At 67.3% G+C, this 19,383-nt stretch carries 14 protein-coding genes; 1 reads left to right on the forward strand and 13 read right to left on the reverse strand.

What is annotated here, in order from left to right:
- From AC3WOE_RS06710 to AC3WOE_RS06770, 13 genes are all read right to left on the reverse strand, one after another.
- Positions 1 to 3,048 (reverse strand): PKD domain-containing protein (locus AC3WOE_RS06710; protein ID WP_492689217.1); only part of this gene is annotated, 3,048 nt, incomplete at its 3' end.
- Positions 3,049 to 3,281: 233 nt separating this feature from the next.
- Positions 3,282 to 5,213 (reverse strand): acyltransferase family protein, encoded by a 1,932-nt coding sequence (locus AC3WOE_RS06715; RefSeq protein ID WP_492689219.1) that lies wholly within the window; start codon positions 5,211 to 5,213, stop codon positions 3,282 to 3,284.
- A gap of 7 nt (positions 5,214 to 5,220) precedes the next feature.
- Positions 5,221 to 6,318, reverse strand: a complete 1,098-nt coding sequence (locus AC3WOE_RS06720) for a DegT/DnrJ/EryC1/StrS family aminotransferase (RefSeq protein WP_492689220.1) — start codon at positions 6,316 to 6,318, stop codon at positions 5,221 to 5,223.
- Complete coding sequence (locus tag AC3WOE_RS06725; RefSeq protein ID WP_492689222.1) at positions 6,318 to 6,899, reverse strand: acyltransferase; 582 nt, start codon at positions 6,897 to 6,899, stop codon at positions 6,318 to 6,320. Before AC3WOE_RS06725 ends, AC3WOE_RS06720 begins: the two co-directional genes overlap by 1 nt.
- A gap of 2 nt (positions 6,900 to 6,901) precedes the next feature.
- Positions 6,902 to 7,972 (reverse strand): Gfo/Idh/MocA family protein, encoded by a 1,071-nt coding sequence (locus tag AC3WOE_RS06730; RefSeq protein WP_492689223.1) that lies wholly within the window; start codon positions 7,970 to 7,972, stop codon positions 6,902 to 6,904.
- A 30-nt stretch (positions 7,973 to 8,002) separates the two neighbouring features.
- On the reverse strand, positions 8,003 to 9,475 hold the full coding sequence (locus AC3WOE_RS06735) for a lipopolysaccharide biosynthesis protein (protein ID WP_492689225.1): 1,473 nt from the start codon (positions 9,473 to 9,475) through the stop codon (positions 8,003 to 8,005).
- Complete coding sequence (locus AC3WOE_RS06740; protein WP_492689226.1) at positions 9,472 to 10,746, reverse strand: glycosyltransferase; 1,275 nt, start codon at positions 10,744 to 10,746, stop codon at positions 9,472 to 9,474. Before AC3WOE_RS06740 ends, AC3WOE_RS06735 begins: the two co-directional genes overlap by 4 nt.
- Positions 10,746 to 11,705, reverse strand: coding sequence for a polysaccharide deacetylase family protein (locus AC3WOE_RS06745; protein WP_492689227.1), 960 nt, complete (start codon positions 11,703 to 11,705; stop codon positions 10,746 to 10,748). The genes AC3WOE_RS06740 and AC3WOE_RS06745 overlap by 1 nt, the downstream gene beginning before the upstream one ends.
- The gene (locus tag AC3WOE_RS06750) at positions 11,702 to 13,018 is read right to left on the reverse strand and encodes a putative O-glycosylation ligase, exosortase A system-associated (protein WP_492689229.1); all 1,317 of its coding nucleotides are present in this window, start codon (positions 13,016 to 13,018) and stop codon (positions 11,702 to 11,704) included. The genes AC3WOE_RS06745 and AC3WOE_RS06750 overlap by 4 nt, the downstream gene beginning before the upstream one ends.
- Complete coding sequence (locus AC3WOE_RS06755) at positions 13,011 to 14,207, reverse strand: glycosyltransferase family 4 protein (RefSeq protein ID WP_492689733.1); 1,197 nt, start codon at positions 14,205 to 14,207, stop codon at positions 13,011 to 13,013. Before AC3WOE_RS06755 ends, AC3WOE_RS06750 begins: the two co-directional genes overlap by 8 nt.
- 5 nt (positions 14,208 to 14,212) lie before the next feature.
- Positions 14,213 to 15,478, reverse strand: a complete 1,266-nt coding sequence (locus tag AC3WOE_RS06760; RefSeq protein ID WP_492689230.1) for a glycosyltransferase family 4 protein — start codon at positions 15,476 to 15,478, stop codon at positions 14,213 to 14,215.
- The gene (locus AC3WOE_RS06765; protein WP_492689231.1) at positions 15,478 to 16,794 is read right to left on the reverse strand and encodes a nucleotide sugar dehydrogenase; all 1,317 of its coding nucleotides are present in this window, start codon (positions 16,792 to 16,794) and stop codon (positions 15,478 to 15,480) included. The genes AC3WOE_RS06760 and AC3WOE_RS06765 overlap by 1 nt, the downstream gene beginning before the upstream one ends.
- 27 nt (positions 16,795 to 16,821) lie before the next feature.
- Positions 16,822 to 18,741, reverse strand: a complete 1,920-nt coding sequence (locus AC3WOE_RS06770; RefSeq protein ID WP_492689233.1) for an XrtA/PEP-CTERM system amidotransferase — start codon at positions 18,739 to 18,741, stop codon at positions 16,822 to 16,824.
- Positions 18,742 to 18,993: 252 nt separating this feature from the next.
- Here AC3WOE_RS06770 and AC3WOE_RS06775 point away from each other — a divergent pair, with 252 nt between their 5' ends.
- Complete coding sequence (locus AC3WOE_RS06775; RefSeq protein WP_492689235.1) at positions 18,994 to 19,374, forward strand: GtrA family protein; 381 nt, start codon at positions 18,994 to 18,996, stop codon at positions 19,372 to 19,374.
- The last annotated feature ends 9 nt before the right edge of the window (positions 19,375 to 19,383 follow it).

The following is a 19,383-nucleotide window of genomic DNA, read 5'->3' on the forward strand; positions in this document are numbered from 1 at the left end:
CGCGCCGTAGGTCTTTGTGGCCGACACCCCGCTGGCGCTCGTGCCGTCGCCAAAGGTCCACGCATAGCTGGCGATGGCACCCTCGGCATCCGTGCTCCCGGCGCCGGAGAAGCTCAGGCTCGCGCCCACCTGCCCGCTGGTCGGGCCGCTGATGGCGGCCACCGGCGCCTGGTTGGCCGCCGTGATCACCACGGTCTGCGTCTTGCTGTTGGTCAGCCCTCCCGCATCGGTCACCGTCAAGGTCACCGTGTAGCTGCCCGCCGCGCCGTAGGTCTTTGTGGCCGACACCCCGGTTGCGCTGGTGCCGTCACCAAAGGTCCACGCATAGCTGGCGATGGGGCCTTCCGCGTCAGTACTGCCCGCACCCGAGAAACTCAGGCTCGCGCCCACCTGCCCGCTCGTCGGGCCGCTGATGGCAGCCACCGGCGCCTGGTTGGCCGCCGCCGTGATCACCACCGTCTGCGTCTTGCTGTTGGTCAGGCCTCCGGCATCGGTCACCGTCAAGGTCACCGTGTAGCTGCCCGCCGCGCCGTAGGTCTTTGCGGCCGAGACCCCGGTTGCGCTCGTGCCGTCGCCGAACGTCCACGCATAGCTGGCGATGGGACCCTCGGCATCGGTACTGCCCGCGCCGGAGAAGCTCAGGCTCGCACCCACCTGTCCGCTCGTCGGGCCGCTGATGCTGGCCACCGGCGCCTGGTTGCCCACGCCTCCCGGCGTCCACGCCTCCACCTCGACGATGCGCGAGAAGTTGTTCAGCGCACCGGTTACCAGAACTCGAATACTGGTCGTGCTTACCGGCGCAAATACAAATTGCCGCCACACCTTGTCATTTCCGGTGACGCTGCCGCCGTCCACGTCTACCCATCCGCCGCCATCCCAATATTGGACTTCGAACTGGGTGATGCCGTATGTAGCAAAGGTCAACCCCAGCGTAGGCACCGCCGGCGCGTCGCGATTGTCCTGCAAGGTGAATACGTCAATTTCGCCAATAGTCTGGGCGCCGTTGAAATCAATCTGAACCCAGTCAGGGTAGACGCTGGGCGTAGCATCATTCCACCCCCCGCCGGCGCCCCAATTCAAGCCTTTTCTGTCGCCGTTATTGATGGATTCAACCGGATAACGGGTGTCATACACACTGGAGGCAGTCGCAATGCCACCGTTGGCGGCCAATGCCACATTCGTGGGGATACCCGGAGGCACGCCAACCGTAAACGGCGCGGTCTTGACGGAACTCAATCCGTGATTATCCGTCACCGTCAAGGTGACGGTGTACTTGCCGATGTACTGGTAGGTCTTTGCGACACTGGCGCCAGTACCGGTCGTGCCATCACCGAAATCCCAGGCATAGGACACGATGGAGGCATTGGGTGCAGCGCTGGAAGCATCCGTGAACTGCGTCGCCACACCTGCGACTCCAGCACTCGGCTGAACAGAGAAATTCGCCGTCGGTGGTGAAAATGTCCCTGCCGAAACCACAACCTGCTGGGTCACAGTCGATATCGCCCCCAGGGAGTCGGTCACCGTCAACTGGACCGTGTAAGTTCCCGGGTTTGCATAAACCTTCTTGGCTGAAACCCCCACCGCGGACGTGCCGTCACCAAAATCCCAAGCATAGCTTTTGATGTTGGCTTCAGCATCCGTACTCGCCGAAGCGGAGAACGTCGCAAACACGCCGGCCGACAAATTGCCGGGCCCGGTGATGACTGCCACGGGGGGCGTGTTCGGCTGCAGGCAAAGCTCCCAGATGCCGAACATCGCCGAGCCCCTGGAATGGCCGTACACCGAGTAGCCGCACCCCGTGGAAGGTGCGAAAGTCGTCAGCCCAAGAGACACGTTCCCCGGGTTTGTGGCCGGCACGCGCACCTCGGTCCACAAGAGGGTCCTCGTGTCGAAAGTCCAAAGATCGTCCAATGCCGCACCGGTAGGCGAAACGCCACCGAACAAGACGACGACTCCGTTCTTCGAGTCGAAATACATCTGCCCGTAGCTGCGTGCGCTCGGGCCAACCGCTCCGGTGACTTCCGTCCAACTATTGGTTGCAGGGTCGTACAGCCACGTGTCGTTCAAATAGGTGCTGTTGATGCAGCGCACCGACTGCCGGTCGTAACACACCCCTCCAAACAGCACGAATTGACGACTGAAGGCGTCATAGACAAACTGATTCTCGATCTGGCCGCGAGGTTCAGGCGAAGTGCCTTGACCCGCAGGAATTGCAAGCGTGAACTGTTTGGTCGAGAAATCCAGCTTATACAGTGCGTTATCGTTGCTGGCCCCTCCGAACATATAGGCATTGGCACCGTCACCGGCGAACCCCGTGCTTTTGTGATCGGTGGGTTCCAATCCGGTATAGCCCCAGTGACGCGCCATCAGCTTGGTGTACTGCCCAGTACTCAGGGAGTATGACCAGGCGCCGTTTCCGAAGTCCGCGTAGACGGTATAGGCCGCACCGGCGGTGATCCCGATATCGCGGTCCAACACCAGCGTCTTGAGGGCCGCGTCGTAGGAGAGGACCGTGGCAGTAGCGCTGCCGCCCTTCTGCACGAGCCAATCCTTGTAGTAGTCATTCGTCGTGGCCGGCAACGTGGCATCTACCACCGTCGTACCCGTCGAACCTGCACCCGCAGAGCGCGTATAAACCTGCTGGCTGCCACACCGGTATCCACTCCCACCATTCCAAAGCCAGAAATAGTTGTTGATGGGATCAAATACCACGCCACTTTCGTCCGAGCCATTGGGTCGATCGAACGAAGTCATGCCCGCGCAACTGTTGCTCTGCTGAAGCATCGTCCATGACTTGGCCGCAGGATCAAAAGTCCAGACATCGTTGAGGTAGCTTCCGCCGCCGGCCCCACCCCACAAAACCGCCTGATTGAGCGAGTCCGACCATGTCATGGCGCTCCACTCGCGCCATTGCGGCGCGTTGGTCGTCGAGATCTGACGCCATGTCGCAATGAATTCCGCAGCGCGCGCGTCGTTGGTCGCAAGGCCCGCCGAACTGATGCAAGCACCGAGCAATACCGCGAGCAGCCGGTGATGAAAGACACGCATGGGAGCCTCAGCCAAGATATCTAGGAAAAACGTCAGTGCCTCACCATGAAGCGCAAGTTCACGGGAGCTTTTTTTGTGGTGCGCGGGACATGAAACACCCTCGCCATGAGGTGACCCGCTTACACACGGACGCTACCTGTACATTTCGCAGCTTGAAACCCCGTGATCTCGCGTTGCGCTGAGGCCCGGTTCGCGACAGCAGCCGGCCTGGCGATCCCTTCGCCGGCACGCAGTCACCGGAGGAGACCGGGCCCAGCCGCAGTTGCGGTCGTCTTGACCTCCAGCAACCGCAGCACGGCGGGGGCGACCTTTGCGGCGCCCCTCATGCTGAGGTGGTTGTCGTCGAAGTACAGGCTGGCATCTCCCTCCAACACCTGACAACGCGGGCCACCGCACAGCAACGGGCCCAGCTCGACACGTTCGGCTTGCCCATCAGCGGTCAGCCGCTGCAGCAGGGCCAGCGACTCGGCCTGCCGGATGCGGTAGTCGGCCGCCATCTGGCCCTGCGCGGCCGGCTCGTCTCCGCGTCGCCAGCGCAGGGCAAGCGCCGCAGGAACGGGATAGCGATAGGTCGGCACCGGGTCCAGCAGCAGCACCTGCTTGCCGGCTTCGTGCAGCCGTTTCACGCTGCTGGCCAGGCCGGCTTCGAAGGCCGCAGCGCCCCTGGCGTTCAGATAGAACTCGTAGCGCGCCACCAGCAGCACCGTGTCGACGCTGGCGTCCTGGCTCAGGCGCTCGACGAAGCCGCGGTTGACCTCGGCACAGCGCGGGCGGCCCGGGGGCGTGTAGTCCAGCGCCGGCGGGCAGCTGGAGCCGGTCAGCTCGGCGATGCGGCGGTCCGTGGCCTGGTCACCGAGCGCGCGGGCGATCTCCACGCCATGGCTGTCGCCCCAGACGGCCAGGGTCTTGCCGGCGGTCCCGGGCCCGAACAGGCAGCGGGCGTCGTAGTCCAGCCAGCGATTGCCGCTGGAATGGCAGCGCTTGCGGTCGGCGCTGAAGTCGGAGGCGCCAGCGCGCAACACCGCATCCCGCCCTGGCTGCGCGGCGCGGTGGTCTGCGGCTGCGGTCAGGGTCCAGGCCGTCGCCAGGCTGGTCACGATGGTCGAAGCGCCCGCCATCAGCATGACGGGCTGGGCCAGCCTGGACTGGCGCACCGGCGCTTCCACCCAGCGCAGCGAGGCCCAGGCCAGCAGCACGGACAGCACGACAGCCAGGGCCGCCTGCACGGGCGTGGGCTGGTCCAGCACAAGGTGGCGGGTCAGCACCAGCACCGGCCAGTGCCACAGATAGAGGGAAAAGGAATGCGCGCCAATCCAGCGCAGCGGTGCGACCGACAGCCAGCGCGTTGCCAGCGCCCGGCGCGAGTCGCCCACCCAGATCAGCGTCGCCGTCGCCAGGCAGGGCCAGAGCGCCGCAGGCCCGGGGAAGGCATGGTCGGCGCGCATCAGCAGCAGCGCGGCCACGAGGGCGGCCAGGGCCGCCCCGCCCACCGCCTGATCGAGCCAAGCCGGCCGTGCGGGAGCTTCAGGCTCGCGGCTCATCCACCAGGCCAGGCCGGAGCCGATCATCAGCTCGAAAGTGCGCGCCGGTGCAGCGAAGAAGGCCCATTCGGGGTCGTAGGGCATCAGCCTGAGGCACCAGGCCAGCGAGGCCAGACCCACCAGCAGCAGGGCTATGCCGATGCGGCGCGGCGCGAAGCGCCACAGCAGCGCCAGCAGCGGCGGGAAGAGGATGTAGTACTGCTCCTCCACCGCCAGCGACCAGGTGTGCAGCAGCGGCTTCAGCTCGGCCGCGCCTTCGAAGTAGCCGGTGGTGCGGTAGAGCTCGATGTTGGAGGCGAACAGGCCCGTGGCTCCCAGCAGCCGCGCGAACTCGCGCAGGGCGGCCGGCTCCAGCAACAGCAGACAGGCCGGCGCGACCAGGGCGAGCATCGCGAACAGCGCCGGGAAGATGCGCCGGATGCGCGCGGCATAGAAGGCGCCGATGCTGTAGCTGCCTGTCGACAAGCGCTGCAGCAGCAGCTTCGTGATCAGATAGCCCGAGATGACGAAGAAGACGTCGACACCGACGAAGCCGCCGGGCAGCAGCGACGGCCAGGCGTGGAAGACCACGACCGGCATGATCGCCAGGGCCCGCAGTCCCTCGATGTCGGGCCGGAACTTCACGCGGGGGTCAGGCCAGCGCTTGGGCGAGCGCGGCGACGACCTGGTCCTGCTGCTCCTCGGTGAGGTCGGCGCTCATGGGCAGGCTCATGACGCGAGCCGCCGCGGCGACGCTGTGCGGGCAGTCCTCGGGCTTGCCGTATTTGGCATAGGCGGGCTGGTGGTGCAGCGGGCGCGGGTAGTGCACGGCGGTCGGGACGCCGGCCTCCTTGAGCTTGGCCTGCACGGCCTCGCGGTTGTCGACGAAGACGGTGTATTGCGCCCAGACGCAGTCCCGGTCCGGCCGCACGGCCAGCAGTTGCAGGCCCGGGATGGCGGCGCTCAGCTTGGCGCGGTAGGCATCGCCCAGCTCCAGGCGGCGGCGCACTTCCCACTCGAAGCGGTCCAGCTTGCCCAGCACGACGGCGCATTGCAGCGTGTCCATGCGGCCGCCGACGCCGATGCGCGTGTGCAGATAGCGCTGGCTCTGGCCGTGGGTGCGGATCTCGCGGCAGGCCTGGGCCAGCTTGTCGTCATTGGTGAAGATGGCGCCGCCGTCGCCATAGCAGCCGAGCGGCTTGCTGGGGAAGAAGCTGGTGCAGCCGAAGGTGGAGGTGTTGCAGCTCTTCCTGGCTTGATAGCTGGCGCCGAAGCTCTGGGCGGCGTCTTCGATGACGGCCAGGCCATGCTTTGCGGCAATGGCGTTGATGGCGTCCATGTCCGCCACCTGGCCATACAGGCTGACCGGCATGATGGCCTTGGTCCTGGGCGTGATGGCGGCCTCGATCAGGGTCGGGTCGATGTTGGCCGTGTCCGGCTGGATGTCGACGAACACCGGCACACCACCGGCCAGCACGATCATCTCGGCCGTGGCGGCGAACGTGAAGGGGCTGGTGATGACTTCGTCACCCGGCTCCAGGTCCAGGGCCATCAGGCAGATCAGCAGGGCCTCGGTGCCGCTGGCGACGCTGATGCAGTGCCTGGAGCCGGTGTAGGCGGTCAGCGCCGCTTCCATCTCCTTGACCTCCGGGCCGAGGATGTACTGGCCGTGGTCCAGCACCTTCTGGATGCGGGCGTTGATGTTGTCGCGCAGGGCCGCGTACTGGCTCTTGAGGTCGATGAAGTCCATCAGATGATCTCCAGGCGATTGCCGCTCAGACGGTAGCGGTCGCCGGTGTGGGGGCAGGTGGCGTCGACGGGCTGTTCGCTGGCGACGGGCAGTTCAAGGCGCTCGCCGAAACGGCTCATCCAGCCGATCTGCTTGGCGGGCACTCCCACCATCAGCGCGAAGTCGGGCACGTCGCGGTTGATGACGGCGCCGGCGCCGATGAAGGCGTAGCGGCCCACCGTCGTGCCGCAGACTATTGTTGAATTGGCACCCAGCGTGGCGCCCTGCTTCACCAGGGTGCGGCGGTACTCGTCCTTGCGCGTGACGGCCGAGCGCGGGTTGTAGACATTGGTGAATACCATGCTGGGGCCGCAGAACACGTCGTCCTCCAGCGTCACGGCGTCATAGACGGAGACGTTGTTCTGGATCTTGACGTTGTTGCCGATGCTGACGTCGTTGCCGACGAAGACGTTCTGGCCGAAGGAACACTTGGCGCCGATGCGGGCGCCGGCGCTGATATGCACGAAATGCCAGACGCGGCAATCCGCGCCGAGCTGAGCGCCTTCGTCGACGATGGCCGAGGCGTGGATGGTCGTCGCCATGATCAGTAGGCCAGCGGCAGGTTGATGCGCTTGCCGTCGCGGGCGCTCATGTAAAGGGCGATCAGCAGCTCCAGCGACTTCAGGCCCTCGCGGCCGTCGGTCTCGGGATGGGCCTCGCCGCGCAGCGTCTTGATGACGTTGTCGTAGTACAGCGGATGGCCAAAGCCATAGACCGAGGTGGTCTGGTAGCTGGCGTCCTTGATGAGGTCGTCCATGTCGTGCGGCGCCTCGAACTCCCAGTGCTGGATCTCGTTGACGGCCAGGCCGCCGACGCGCACCGAGCCCTTCTCGCCCAGCAGGGTGATGGAGCCTTCCAGGTTCTTGGGATAGGTCAGCATGCTGACGTTGACCGTGCCCATGGCACCGTTGCGCCACTTCAGCGCCGCCACGCCGCTGTCCTCGACCTCGATGTTGCGGGCCAGCGTGCCGGTGTAGGCCATGACGCTTTCGACCGGGCCGCAGATCCAGTCCAGCAGGTCGACGTAGTGGCTGGCCTGGTTCATGAAGGCGCCGCCGTCGAACTCCCAGGTGCCGCGCCATTCGGCGCTGTCGTAATAGCTCTGCGGGCGCGTCCAGAAGACGTTGACGGCGATGTTGTAGAGGCGACCGAAGCGGCCCTCGGCAACGGCGCGCTTGAGCAGCTGCAGCGTCGGGTTGCGGCGGTTCTGCTTGACGACGAAGAGGCGCACGCCGGCGTCGTCACAGGCCTTGACCATGGCCAGACCGTCCTGCCAGCGCGTGGCCATGGGCTTCTCGGTCATCACGTCGATGCCGGCGGCGGCGACCTCGATGGCCTGGCGGGGATGCAGGCCGCTGGGCGTCGTCAGCACGACGCAGTCGATGCGCAGTTCGCCCTTCGCGGCCAGCAACTCGGTCAGCGACGCGAAGCCGCGCGCGCCGGTCTTGGCGACGGCGGCCTGCAGCGCGGTGGCATCGGTATCGCACACCGCCACGAGTTCGGCGCGCTCGGCGTGCTTCTTGATCGCCTCGATGTGGTTCTGCGCGATGCGGCCGCAGCCGATCAGCGCAAAGCGGACCAGGCGGCCGGTGACGGGAGGACGGGGCTGTTGCATGCGGTTCACCTGTAGATTGTCTGTGTCGGTTTAGGCGGCATTGTCGGCAGATCGCCGCCAGAAGCGCGTCAGTCTTGCAAATGCTGGATCGGCGGCCAGCGGATGGCGGCACCAGGCCAGCGCCAGCAGCCACGACACGCAGCAGCTGAGGATGGCCAGCACGAACCAGGGGATGGGCAGGGTCTGGCCGGGCTCGCGCGGGTGCAGCCACAGCAGCAGCGCCGGCAGGGCCAGGGACAGCAGGGCCACGGCCCCGCTGCGCGAAAGCTGGCCACGCAGCACCCGCCAGTCGTTGGGCAGGAACCTGCCCTTCACCGCATAGACCAGCGGCAGCTGCAGCAGATTGGCCGCCACCAGGCCGGCTGCGCAGGCCCAGGGCTCCCGCCAGTAGGCCGCTGCCGCGACGATGAGGACCGCGCGGCCCGGCTGGAAGACCACCTCCATCCGGGTCAGCAGGTCCATGCGTCCCATGGCCACCATCAGATTGCCGATCAGGCTGATCGCCGCGGCCAGCGCACCCGCGAGGCAGAAGATGGGGACCAGCGGCGCCGCCGCATCCCACTGCGGCCCGAACAGCAGCCTCAGGGTCTCCAAGCCGTACAGCGCCACGAAACCGTAGAAGGGCCAGGCCACCACGCAGACATAGGTAACGCTGGAGATGTACAGCGGCTCCATGGGCTGCTGTTCGCGCACCGCCTTGGCATAGGCGGGATAGGCCACATTGCGCACGGCGCCCATCAGGTCGCGATGGAAGAGATTCATCAGGCCCTGGGCGCGGCTGATCAAGGCGACGGGCGTGAAGCCCATCAGCTTGCCCACGGCCAGGTCGTTGATGTCCATGGATACCGAGGTGACGACGCCCACCAGCGAACTCTGGGCACCGAACTTGAACAGACTGCGCCATTGCGACAGGCCGGGTCTCAGCAGGCGCCGCTCGCCCTGGGCCCACCAGGCAGCAAAGCCGGTGGTGGCGCTCACGACCAGCGTGCCGGCCACGAGGCCGACCGGGCCGAAGCCGGCCCAGGACAGGCCGACGCTGGTGAGCGCACCGGCGAGCGTCGCCATCAGGTTCACGACGGCCAGCGGCTTGAAAGCCAGGCGGCGGCGCAGCAGGGCCAGCGAGATCGTCGAGAAGGGCAACAACAGGAAGTTCAGCGAGGCCAGCCACAGCAGGTCGCGCATGCGCGGCTCGCGGTAGAAGTCGGCCACCCAGGGCGCTGCGCCCAAGACGACCAGGCCCAGGCCGATACCGATGATCAAGGTGACACCCAGCGCCGTGCGGATGTGCTCGTCGGTCAGGTCCTTCTCCTGGATCAGGTAGCTGGCCACGCCGAAGTCGCGCAGCACCTGGGCGATGCTGATGACGGCCAGCGTCACCGAATAGACGCCGATCTGGTCGGGCGTCAGCAGCCGCGCGATCAGCAGGTTGCTGACCAGATTGATGAAGATCAGCGCATACCGCTCCGCGAAGGAGAACAGCAGCGCGCTGCGCACGCCGCTCATTTCAGGGGCTCCAGTTGGCGGCCATCGGCGGCGGCGTCCAGCACCTGGCCCAGGCGGCGCGTCGTGGAGGCGCGGCTGTAGCGCTCGATGTCCCGTGCCGGCTCGACGCAGCCTTGCCCTCGCAGCCACGTCAGCAGGGTCCGGGCCAGGCCGGCCACGTCGCCTGGTTCGACGCGCAGTCCGCCACCGGTCTCCTCCAGCACCCGGGCGACCTCGCTGGCCTCGGGCACGACGGCCAGGATGGTGCGGCCGCAGGCCAGGTATTCGAAGAGCTTGCCGGGCAGCGAGGCGATGGCGTAGTAGCCGCTGGGCACCGGCAGATAAAGCAGGTCGGCCTGCTTCATCAGCGTGACGGCCTGGCCATGGGGTACGGGGCCCAGCTCGCGGACCCACTCGGTCACGCCGGCCTCAGCCGCCGCGCCGGGCTTGAAGCCGGCCGCCTGCACGCGCAGCCGCGCCAGCTCGGGTGCGCCCTGGGCCTTCAACAGCGCGATGGCGGCGTAGAGGTCCTGCAGGCCGTAGCCGGGCCGCCAGACACCCGTGTAGGCGATGCGGAACAGCCCATCGGCGGGCAGCTCGACCTCGCCCGCGAAGTCAGCGGGCTCGAAGCCATTGGTGATGAGGTGCAGGTCGTCGCGGCCGCAGTCGCGGCCCACGCTCTCCACCAGGGCGTGCGTGACCGTGATGACGGCCGCCGCGTCCTGGGCGGCCATGCGTTCCAGCGCCGGGTTGTCGCGCAACTGCTCCGGCGTGGCCTGCTCCCAGGCCATGTCGCCGCTGGGCGTCCACTGGTCGCGGTAGTCCAGCACATAGGGCTTGCCGGTGCGGCGCGACAGCTCGCGGGCGGCGAGGAAGGCCGTCCAGGGCCAGCCGCTGGCGTAGATGACGTCGAAACCCTCGCGCTGATGCAACTGCATGGCCCGCTCGACGGCGGGCTGGAGCCAGCCGGCCGCCTTGTCGGGCAGATTCTCGCGAGCGCGCAGCCGCCAGGCCAGGCCTTCGACGGCGCGCTCGCGCAGGCCACCGGGTAGCCAGCCCGCCAAGCGCCGGGCCAGCGCGCGCGAACGCAACGGCACGCGCTCGACGCGGGTGCCAGGCCGCAATTCGGCCAGCATCTCGGGCTCCACGCTCGAGGCGCCATCGGGCTCCAGCGCCACCACCAGCGGCTCCCAGCCGCAGTCGGGCAGGTTGTTGACGAAGCTCAGGCTGCGCCGCGTGCCCGAGTTGGCGATCGGCGGAAACAGAAAAGCGAGAACGAGAACCCGGCGCATCAGTTGGACAGATTGCGCGCCAGGCGCAGGCCGAACTTCAGGCGGCCGCGGTCCCAGGGCGTGAAGCGCGGGATCTGGAAGATGTCGTCGCCGCGCCGGGCCGCGGCCCAGCGGGTGGAGACGGCGGCGTCGAAGCCCAGCTCGCGGGCGATGGCGGGATGCACCTCGGGCAGATAGTCGGTGCCCGGCTTGCCGTTGGGATAGGCGAACACGCCGACCTTCTCGCCCAGCAGCGCCTGCAGCGTGTCGCGGCTGCGGCCCATCTCGTCGGCCGCCTGCCTGGCGTCCAGCGTGGCCAGGATGGGATGGCTGACCGTGTGCGCGCCGATCTGCATGCCGGCGCGGCGCAGCGCCCTCACCTGCTCGCTGCTCATCATCAGGTCGTCGGGCGGGCGCACTTCGGCGCGTCCAGCGATGGCATTGACGCAGGCCACGCGAGGCTCGGGCGGCAGGTATTTCACGCGCTCGATGAGCTTGCCCAGGGCCGCGCGACGGCTGGCCGTGTCGCCCAGGGCGTGCTGGCCGAGATCCTCGCCGCGGCCGTCCTGCAGGCCACGCAGGTCCAGCAGGGGCTTGGCGCTCAGCCGCACGGACTCGATCAGCGTGTCGTTCCACATGCGGCCACCGTCCAGGAAGCCGGTGGCGACGAAGAAGCTGCAGGGCAGGCCATGCTTTTGCAGCAGGGGCAGCGCGACGTCATGGTTGTCGGCATAGCCATCGTCGAAGCTCAGGGCCGCGGCGCGGGCCGGCAGGCTGCCCTCCTGCAGGCGGCGGGCCGCCTCGTCCAGAGGCAGCACCTGGAACCAGGACTTCACCCAGCCCAGCATCTCGTCGAAGCGCGCCGCGTCCACCTCATCGGGGAAGAGCGGGTCGGGCTCGCGCAGCACGCGGTGAAAGATCAGCACGTTCAGCCGCGCGCGCGCGCCGGCCGGGGACAGCAGTTGCAGCAGCGGTGTCATGGCAGCGGGATGCTTTTCTTCTTCTGGAAACGCTTCTTCAGGAACTCGGGCCAGTAAATGACCGGCTCCTCCTTCTCGCGCAGCCATTCCTTGCGCTGCAGCCAGCGCTGGCCGACGACGGCCAGGACCAGGATGTTGTAGGGCAGGTCCCAATAGCTCAGGCTCAGGAAGGCGCCACCCACGGCATAACCGGCCAAGCTGACCTGCAACATGCCGCCGAGGTCGGACAGCCACTGCGTCTCGGGCTTGCCGCGCGCCTTGACCCGCAGATTGCCGGCCGTGAACCAGACCATGGTGAACAGCGTCAGGAACAGGAAGAGGCCGACAAAGCCCTGCTCGCCCAGCACCATGAAATAGATGCTGTGCGCCGCGTGCACGTCGTTGGGATCAGGACCGTAAATCTGGAAGATGACGCCCGTCCAGATCATGAAGCCACCGCCGAAGAAGTTGGACTTCGCCAGGTTCCAGGCCATACCCCAGGCATTGATGCGGCCCATGGCCGACTCGTCCTGCTGGTAGGTCTTGATGGTGTTCATGCGCTCCCACCATTCCGCAGGCATCAGCGACAGCAGGGCCACCGCGACGACCACCATGCCGATGGCCCCCACCAGCTTGTTCTTGCTCCGCCACCACAGCACCAGGGCCATCGCGGCAATGGCCAGCAGCGCGCCACGGGAATGGCTGCCCAGGGCCGCCATCGCCATCAGCACCATGCAGATGGTCATCGTGGTCTTGGCCCATTTGGCCGTCATCTGCATCTGCAGGAAACGCATCAAGGGAATGACGATGACGATGGCCAGCGCAATCTCGTTGTTGCCCTCGATATAGGTGTTCTCCGGCCCCCAGACCTTGTAGCTGCCGCCGGTCAGCACCGTGAACGCGCCGCCCTTGACGCCGAAGAAGCCGATGGAGATGACCAGCACCCAGGTCAGCAGCATCATGTGGCGCTTGCTGTGCAGCAGCACGATGGTGACGAGGATCATCAGGTCGATCTTCATGACCCGCTTCCACAGCTCGAAGCTCTCGTCCAGCAGCAGCGAGAACGGCAGCGTGATGCACATCCACAGCATGAAGAGCATCAAGGTGACGTTCTCGCGGTTCAGCGAGTAGTCGCGCCGGTCCTTGGTGATGAAGAGGCCGATCAGCGTCGCCCCGCCGATGGCGGCGGCAAAGGGCATGGTCCGCAGCGCCCAGGTGAGCTGGTGCGGGTTCATGATGCTCATCCAGGTCCACCCCAGGATGCCGATCCAGGGCCGGCGGAAGGCCTGGATGATGATCCAGACCAGGATGGCGAGCAGGGTGAGGTCACGCATGGGGCGCGGCTCCCGTGATGGACCGGAACAGCGCCAGCTGGCCGTCAGTTGTCGCCTGCCAGCTGAAGCCTTCGGCATAGCGGCGGGTGGCGGAACGGTCCACGCCGGCACTCAGCAATTCGGCAACAGCCGTTGCGAACGAAGCGCCGTCGCGCTTGGCGACCAGGCGACCGGCCTCGGGGCGCCCCACCACCTCGGGCGTGCCCCAGATGTCGGTGGCGACGACCGGCGTGCCGCAGGCCATGGACTCCAGCAGCACATTGGCCCAGCCTTCGCGGCTGGAGCACAGCAGCAGCACGTCGGCGGCGCTGTACCACTTCAGCAGCTCGGTATTGGGCAGGGAGCCGGTCAGCCTCACCTTGTCGCTCACGCCCAGGCGGGCAGCCAGGGCCGTCAACGCCGCCCTCTCCTCCCCCTCGCCGATGACGACGAGGCGGGCACCGGGGCGATGCTTGACGAGTTCGGCCAGGGCTTCGATGGCCACGTGATGGCCCTTGCGCTCGATCAGGTGGCCCACCGACAGCAGCAGCGGTTCGCCCGCCACGCCCAGCTCGACGCGCATCTGGTCCTGAGGCAGCGGACGGAAGCGCTCCAGGTCGACACCGTTGCGCAGCGTGTTCAGCTTGGCGGAGTCATGCCCCCAGCCGCGCAGCACGTCCATCAGTGCCGCACAGACGCCGATGGAGCCCGACGCGCGGTTGGCAGCCCATTCGATCATCCGCTTGGGCAGCGGGTACTCCGGGATCAGGTTCAGGTCGGTGCCGCGGGCCGTGATGGTCAGCGGCTTGTTGAACCACTTGGACAACAGGGCGGCGGCGACGCCGTCCGGGTAGTAGTAGTGGGCGTCGATGAGGTCGAAATCGAAGCCCTCGGCTATAAGCTTGCGCACCGCGGCGCGTGCGCCCAGGGCCAGCGTCAGCGGCGCCGAGGTCATGCCGACCTTTGGGGCAAGCAGATAGCGCGGATGCAACACGTCCAGCCCATTGCGCTGCTCACGCGCCGGCGTGGCGGCGAACTTGGCGTAGTCGCCCCAGCGCGGATTCGTCGACGGGAACCACGGCACGGGCGCGACGACGCGCGACTCGACCTGGCCGCTCTTCATCAGCTCGCGCAGCCGCGTCTCCACGAAGATGCCGTGGCTCGGCCGCACGCTGCTGGGAAAGAGCGTGGAGAAGGTCAGGACCTTCAGCTTCTTCACGCTGCGGCCTCCACGGCTTCAGCAGCTTCGATGAGGATGCGGCCGAAGACCTCGGCAGCGACGCGGTGGCCGAACTGCGCCTCGACCAGCTCGCGGGCGGCGCGCGACAGTTTCAGGCGCAGGGCGCCGTCGGCGATGAGCTTGAGCGTGGCCTCGGCCAGCGCCTCGACGCCGTCGGCGCACAGGAAATGCGTGCCGTCCTCGACGTCCAGGCCCTCGATGCCGATGCTCGTCGACACGACGGGCAGGCCCATGGCCATGGCCTCGAAGGCCTTGATGCGGGTGCCGCCACCGACGCGCAGCGGGATGACGAAGGCCTGGGCGTCGCGGGCATGGTCACGTACATCGTCGACAAAGCCCGTGAAGCTGACGCCCGGCACATTGCGCTGCACCAGCGAGGCCGGCGGGTTCTTGCCGACGACGCGCAGCTTGGCCTCAGGCACCTGGGCAAGCACCCGCGGCCAGACCTCTTCGATGTAGAAGCGGATGCCGTCGACATTGGCTTCCCAGTCCATGGAGCCGGTGAAGACGACCGTCGGTGCGCCGTCGGCCGGGGCCTGCCAGGAGAAGAAGTCCAGGTCCACGCCGGTCGGGATGGCACGGGCCGTCTTCAGGCCGTCGTTCTTCTCGAACATCCTGGCGTCGCGTTCGGACACGGCGACGACGCGCGTGAAGGCCGACAGTGCCTCGCGCTCGAAGCGGCGCATCTTGGCAGCCTGCGAGGCCCACAGCCAGCGCAGCGGTGCACTGGCGGCCGTCTTGGCATGGCGCTCGAAGATCTCGGCTTCGACGTTGTGCGTGAAGCAGACCGTCGCGCCCTTCAGCGTCTCGGGGCGCAGCACGGCGGCATGGACGAAGTCGAAGACCACGACGTCGAAGTTCTCCGCGGCCAGCAACTGCTCGACGGCGGCGACGGCGGCCGGCGTGCGGTCATTGACCACATTGATGGGCAGGGACGACAGCAGGTCGGGCGCGCGCCGCCAGCGCGGACGCGCCTCGCTGGGCTGCCAGCCGATGAAGCGCCCGCACAGACGGTCGAGTTCGCCCCGCCATTCGCGCTGCTGCTCGGCGGTGGCAGGCGACAGCAGCGTGATGTCGAACCGGCCGCTCTCCTCCAGCCCGCGCAGGATATTGCCCGTGCGGATCTTGCCGCCGGCATCGGCCGGGAACAGGAAGACCGGCGAGACGAACGCGACCTTCAGCGGGCGCTGCCGGGTCGCGGCATCCGCCGCGGCGGCCTCGCGCGTCGGGGCCAGGCTCATCACCAGCAGATGCCCTCGTACTGAGCGAAACCGGCCTCACGCAGGTCGGCATAGCCGTTCAGGTCCACGACACGCGCGCCCCTGCCCAGGGCGATGATGCGCCGGCGGGTCTCGGCGTCGGCATGGCCGACGACGATGATCTCGGCGCGCGCCAGCACGGCGTCGGGCGTCTCGTGCAGCAGCTTGTCGAGGTGAGGAATCTCGCGGTCGATGTATTCCTTGTTCTTGCCGAGCAGGCGGGCGATCTTGACGAACTTGTCGTAGATGGACAGGTCGAAGCCCTTGCCCAGCAGCTTCTCGGCCAGCACCACCAGCGGAGAATCGCGCAGGTCGTCGGTGCCGGGCTTGAAGGCCAGGCCGAACAGGGCCACCGGCTTGCGGCCCTGGGCGGCGATGAGGTCGTAGGCGCGGCCGATGTGGGCGTCGTTGCTGGTCAGCAGCGAGCCGAGCACGGGGATCTCGACGCCCTGCTCGCGGGCGATGGTCAGGAAGCCCTTGACCTCCTTGGGCAGGCAGGAGCCGCCGAAGGCGAAGCCGGGGCGCAGATAGGCCTTGGAGATGTTGAGCTGCTTGTCCTCGCAGAACAGGGCCAGCACGTCGCGCGAATCCAGGCCGGCTTCCTTCAGCACGGCACCGGCTTCGTTGGCGAAGACGATCTTCAGCGCATGGAAGACGTTGCACAGGTATTTGACCGACTCCGCCACGCCGACGTCGGCGGCGACAAAGCTGCCGGGCACGCCGGTGTACAGGCGCTTCATGACTTCGACGCCGGCCTCGTCCAGGCTGCCGACGATGGTCTGCGGCGGGTTGTGGAAATCGGACACCGACGAGCCTTCGCGCAGAAACTCGGGGTTGAAGACCAGGCTCAGGCGGTCGCCGATCTTGCGGCCGGCGGCCTTCTCCAGCAGCGGCGCGATGCGGGCCCGCGTGGTGCCGGGCGCCACGGTGCTGCGGATCACCAGGGTGTGCTGGCCGTCCTTCTTGGCGATCTCGGCGCCGATCTGGCCGACGACGGCGTCCAGCGCCGTCAGATCGGGCATGTAGTTGGGCAGGGACGGCGTGGCGACCGAGATCAGCGAGATCTCGGTGTCGCGCACGGCCGCGGCGACATCACGCGTGGCGGTCAGCTTGCCGGCCTTGACGGCGGCGCCGATCAGTTCCTCGATGCCCTCTTCCACGACGGGCGACTGGCCTGAGGCGATCAGCTCGACCTTGAGCGGGTTGATGTCCACGCCCACCACGTCGTGGCCGAGTTCGGGCAGGCAGGCGCAGGACACCGCACCGACGTAGCCGAGACCGAAAACCGAAACCTTCATGTCGTCCCTTTATCTCTTTGAAATCGTTCAGGCCGCGGCGCGTGCCGGCGCGGCGCCCAGGCCCGCATTGCGCAGGAAGGCGTCGAACATCAGCAGAACCCACAGCGGCTGGGCGTGATCCATGGTGCCGCGCTCGTGCTGGTCCAGCAGGCGGCCGACGACGCTGGGGTTGAACCAGCCGGTCTGGGCCAGCGCGCCCTGCTGCAGGGCCTGGCGGGTCTGCTCGCGCAGCGGGCCGCGCAGCCAGCGCGCCAGCGGCACGGCGAAGCCCATCTTGGGCCGGTAGAGCACGTCGTTGGGCAGCATGGGCTCCAGCGCCTTCTTGAACAGGTATTTGCCTTCCTGGCCGCGCAGCTTGAGGTCGGACGGCAGCGAGGCGACCCACTCCACCAGCTGGTGGTCCATCAGCGGCTCGCGCACTTCCAGGCTGTGCGCCATGCTGGCGCGGTCGACCTTGGTGTTGATGTCGCCCGGCAGATAGGTGTGGATGTCCAGGTACTGGATCAGGGCCAGCGGGTCGTCGGTGTTGGCACGCTGGGCGTGGTGGTGGAAGACCTCGCTGGCATGCCAGCCCTGCAGGTCGCGCTTGAAGCCGTCGCTGAAGAGTTCCTGGCGCAGCGGGTCGCGCACCAGGCCCATGGTGTTGAAGTAGGCGTCGACCGAGTTGCGAGCGATGGCCTGGAAGGTGGTCTTGGCGCGGAAGACGCGCGGCGCCCAGTCGGCCTTGGGATACAGCCTGGCCAGCGGACCGAACACGCCCTTGCGCAGGGCCAGCGGGAAGGCGCTGCGCATGCGCTCTTCCATCATGTGCATCTTGTAGCGGCGGTAGCCACCCAGGCTCTCGTCGCCGCCGTCACCGGAGAGCGCCACCGTCACATGCTTGCGCGCCAGCTCGCAGACCCGATAGGTGGGAATGGCCGACGAGTCGGCATAGGGTTCGTCGTAGAGGTGGGCCAGCAGGTCGACGAGGCCGAAGTCGTCGCTGTTGACGACCTCGACGCGGTGGTTGGTCTTGTAGCGGTCGGCCACCTGCTGGGCGAACTCGGTCTCGTTGAACTTGGGGTCGTCGAAGCCGATGGAGCAGGTGTTGACCGGCTGGTCGTCCAGCTGGGCCATGGCGGCCACGACGGCGCTGGAGTCCACGCCGCCGGACAGGAAGGCGCCCAGCGGCACCTCGGCCTTCAGGCGCAGCTTGACCGACTCCTTCAGGCGGCGGCGCAGTTCCTCGGCGGCCTCTTCCTCGCCGATCTTGGCGTCCAGCGTGAACTTGACGTCCCAGTAGCGCTGCGGCGTGCCCAGGGGCTGGCCGCGCTTGACCAGCAGGCGGTGGCCGGGGGCAAGCTTCTGGGCATGGCGGTAGATGGTCCAGGGGTCGGGCACATAGCCCAGCGCGAAATAAGCCTCGACGGCGCGCGGGTCGATGTCCTGGCGCAGGCCGCCGTGGGCCATCAGGCTCTTCAGCTCGGAGCCGAACAGCAGCCAGCCGTCCTCGGTCATGGCGTAGTGCAGCGGCTTCACGCCCAGGCGGTCGCGGGCCATGAACAGGCAGTCGCGGCGCTTGTCATGGATCATGAAGGCGAACATGCCGCGCAGGTGGTGCACGCAGTCCTCACCCCAGTGCTCCCAGGCGCGCACGATGGCTTCGGAGTCGCTCTTGGTGCGGAACACATAGCCGTGGCCGCGCAGTTCGTCCATCAGCTCGAGGTAGTTGTAGACCTCGCCGTTGAACACCAGGGCCACCGACTTGTCGTCGTTGAAGATGGGCTGCTGGCCGGTCGCGATGTCGATGACCGACAGGCGCCGGTGGCCGAAGCCCACGCCGGGCTCGATGTGCAGGTCACCCTCGTCAGGCCCGCGATGGTGCTGGGACTCGTTCATCCGGTGCAGGCGCTCGCGCTCTGGGAGGCGCTGGCCGCGGGTATCGAACAGACCGGTGATGCCGCACATGGGGTTGAGACCTGGTTCAGCCAATCATTGGAGAGAACCACGCCTGCCGAAACAGCAAGGCGCGGAGAAAGGCGGATTCTTACCGAGCTTGGTGACCGCGCCAGCGCTTTGCTGTCCCCGGTGTGATGTCAGGCACGGGTTAACCCCCCGTCCGGGGGATGTCCGGCCCTCGGAAGGCGGGGCCGGAGCCCGCCCACAAGCGCCGATACTTCGGCGCCCCCACCCGCCCTGCCCTTCCACAGCCCTCCTGCCTTGATCGCGCAACTCCTGTCCTTCCTGTCGGTCGGCGTGCTTGCCACCGCGCTGCAGTACCTGCTGACGGCCGGCCTGGTGCTGGCGGGCTGGTTACCGCTCGTGCCGGCGTCGACGGTGGGTTTCCTGGTCAGCGCCGCGTTCAACTACTGGGCCAATGCCCGGCTGACCTTTGCCCGCCAGGGCAGCCCGGTGCGCGACCGCTCGCAGCAGCTGCGCTTCGTGGCCATGGTGGCCCTGGGCTGCGCCCTCAATGCCGGCCTGCTGCGCATCGGCGTCTCGCTCGGTCTGCATCCCATCCTGAACCAGCTCCTCGCCACCACGGGCGTGCTGGCCAGCAACTTCACGCTCAGCCGTCTTTGGGTGTTCCGCAAATCCTGACCGTCATCC

It is taken from the genome of Roseateles sp. FW305-36, from assembly GCF_058787015.1.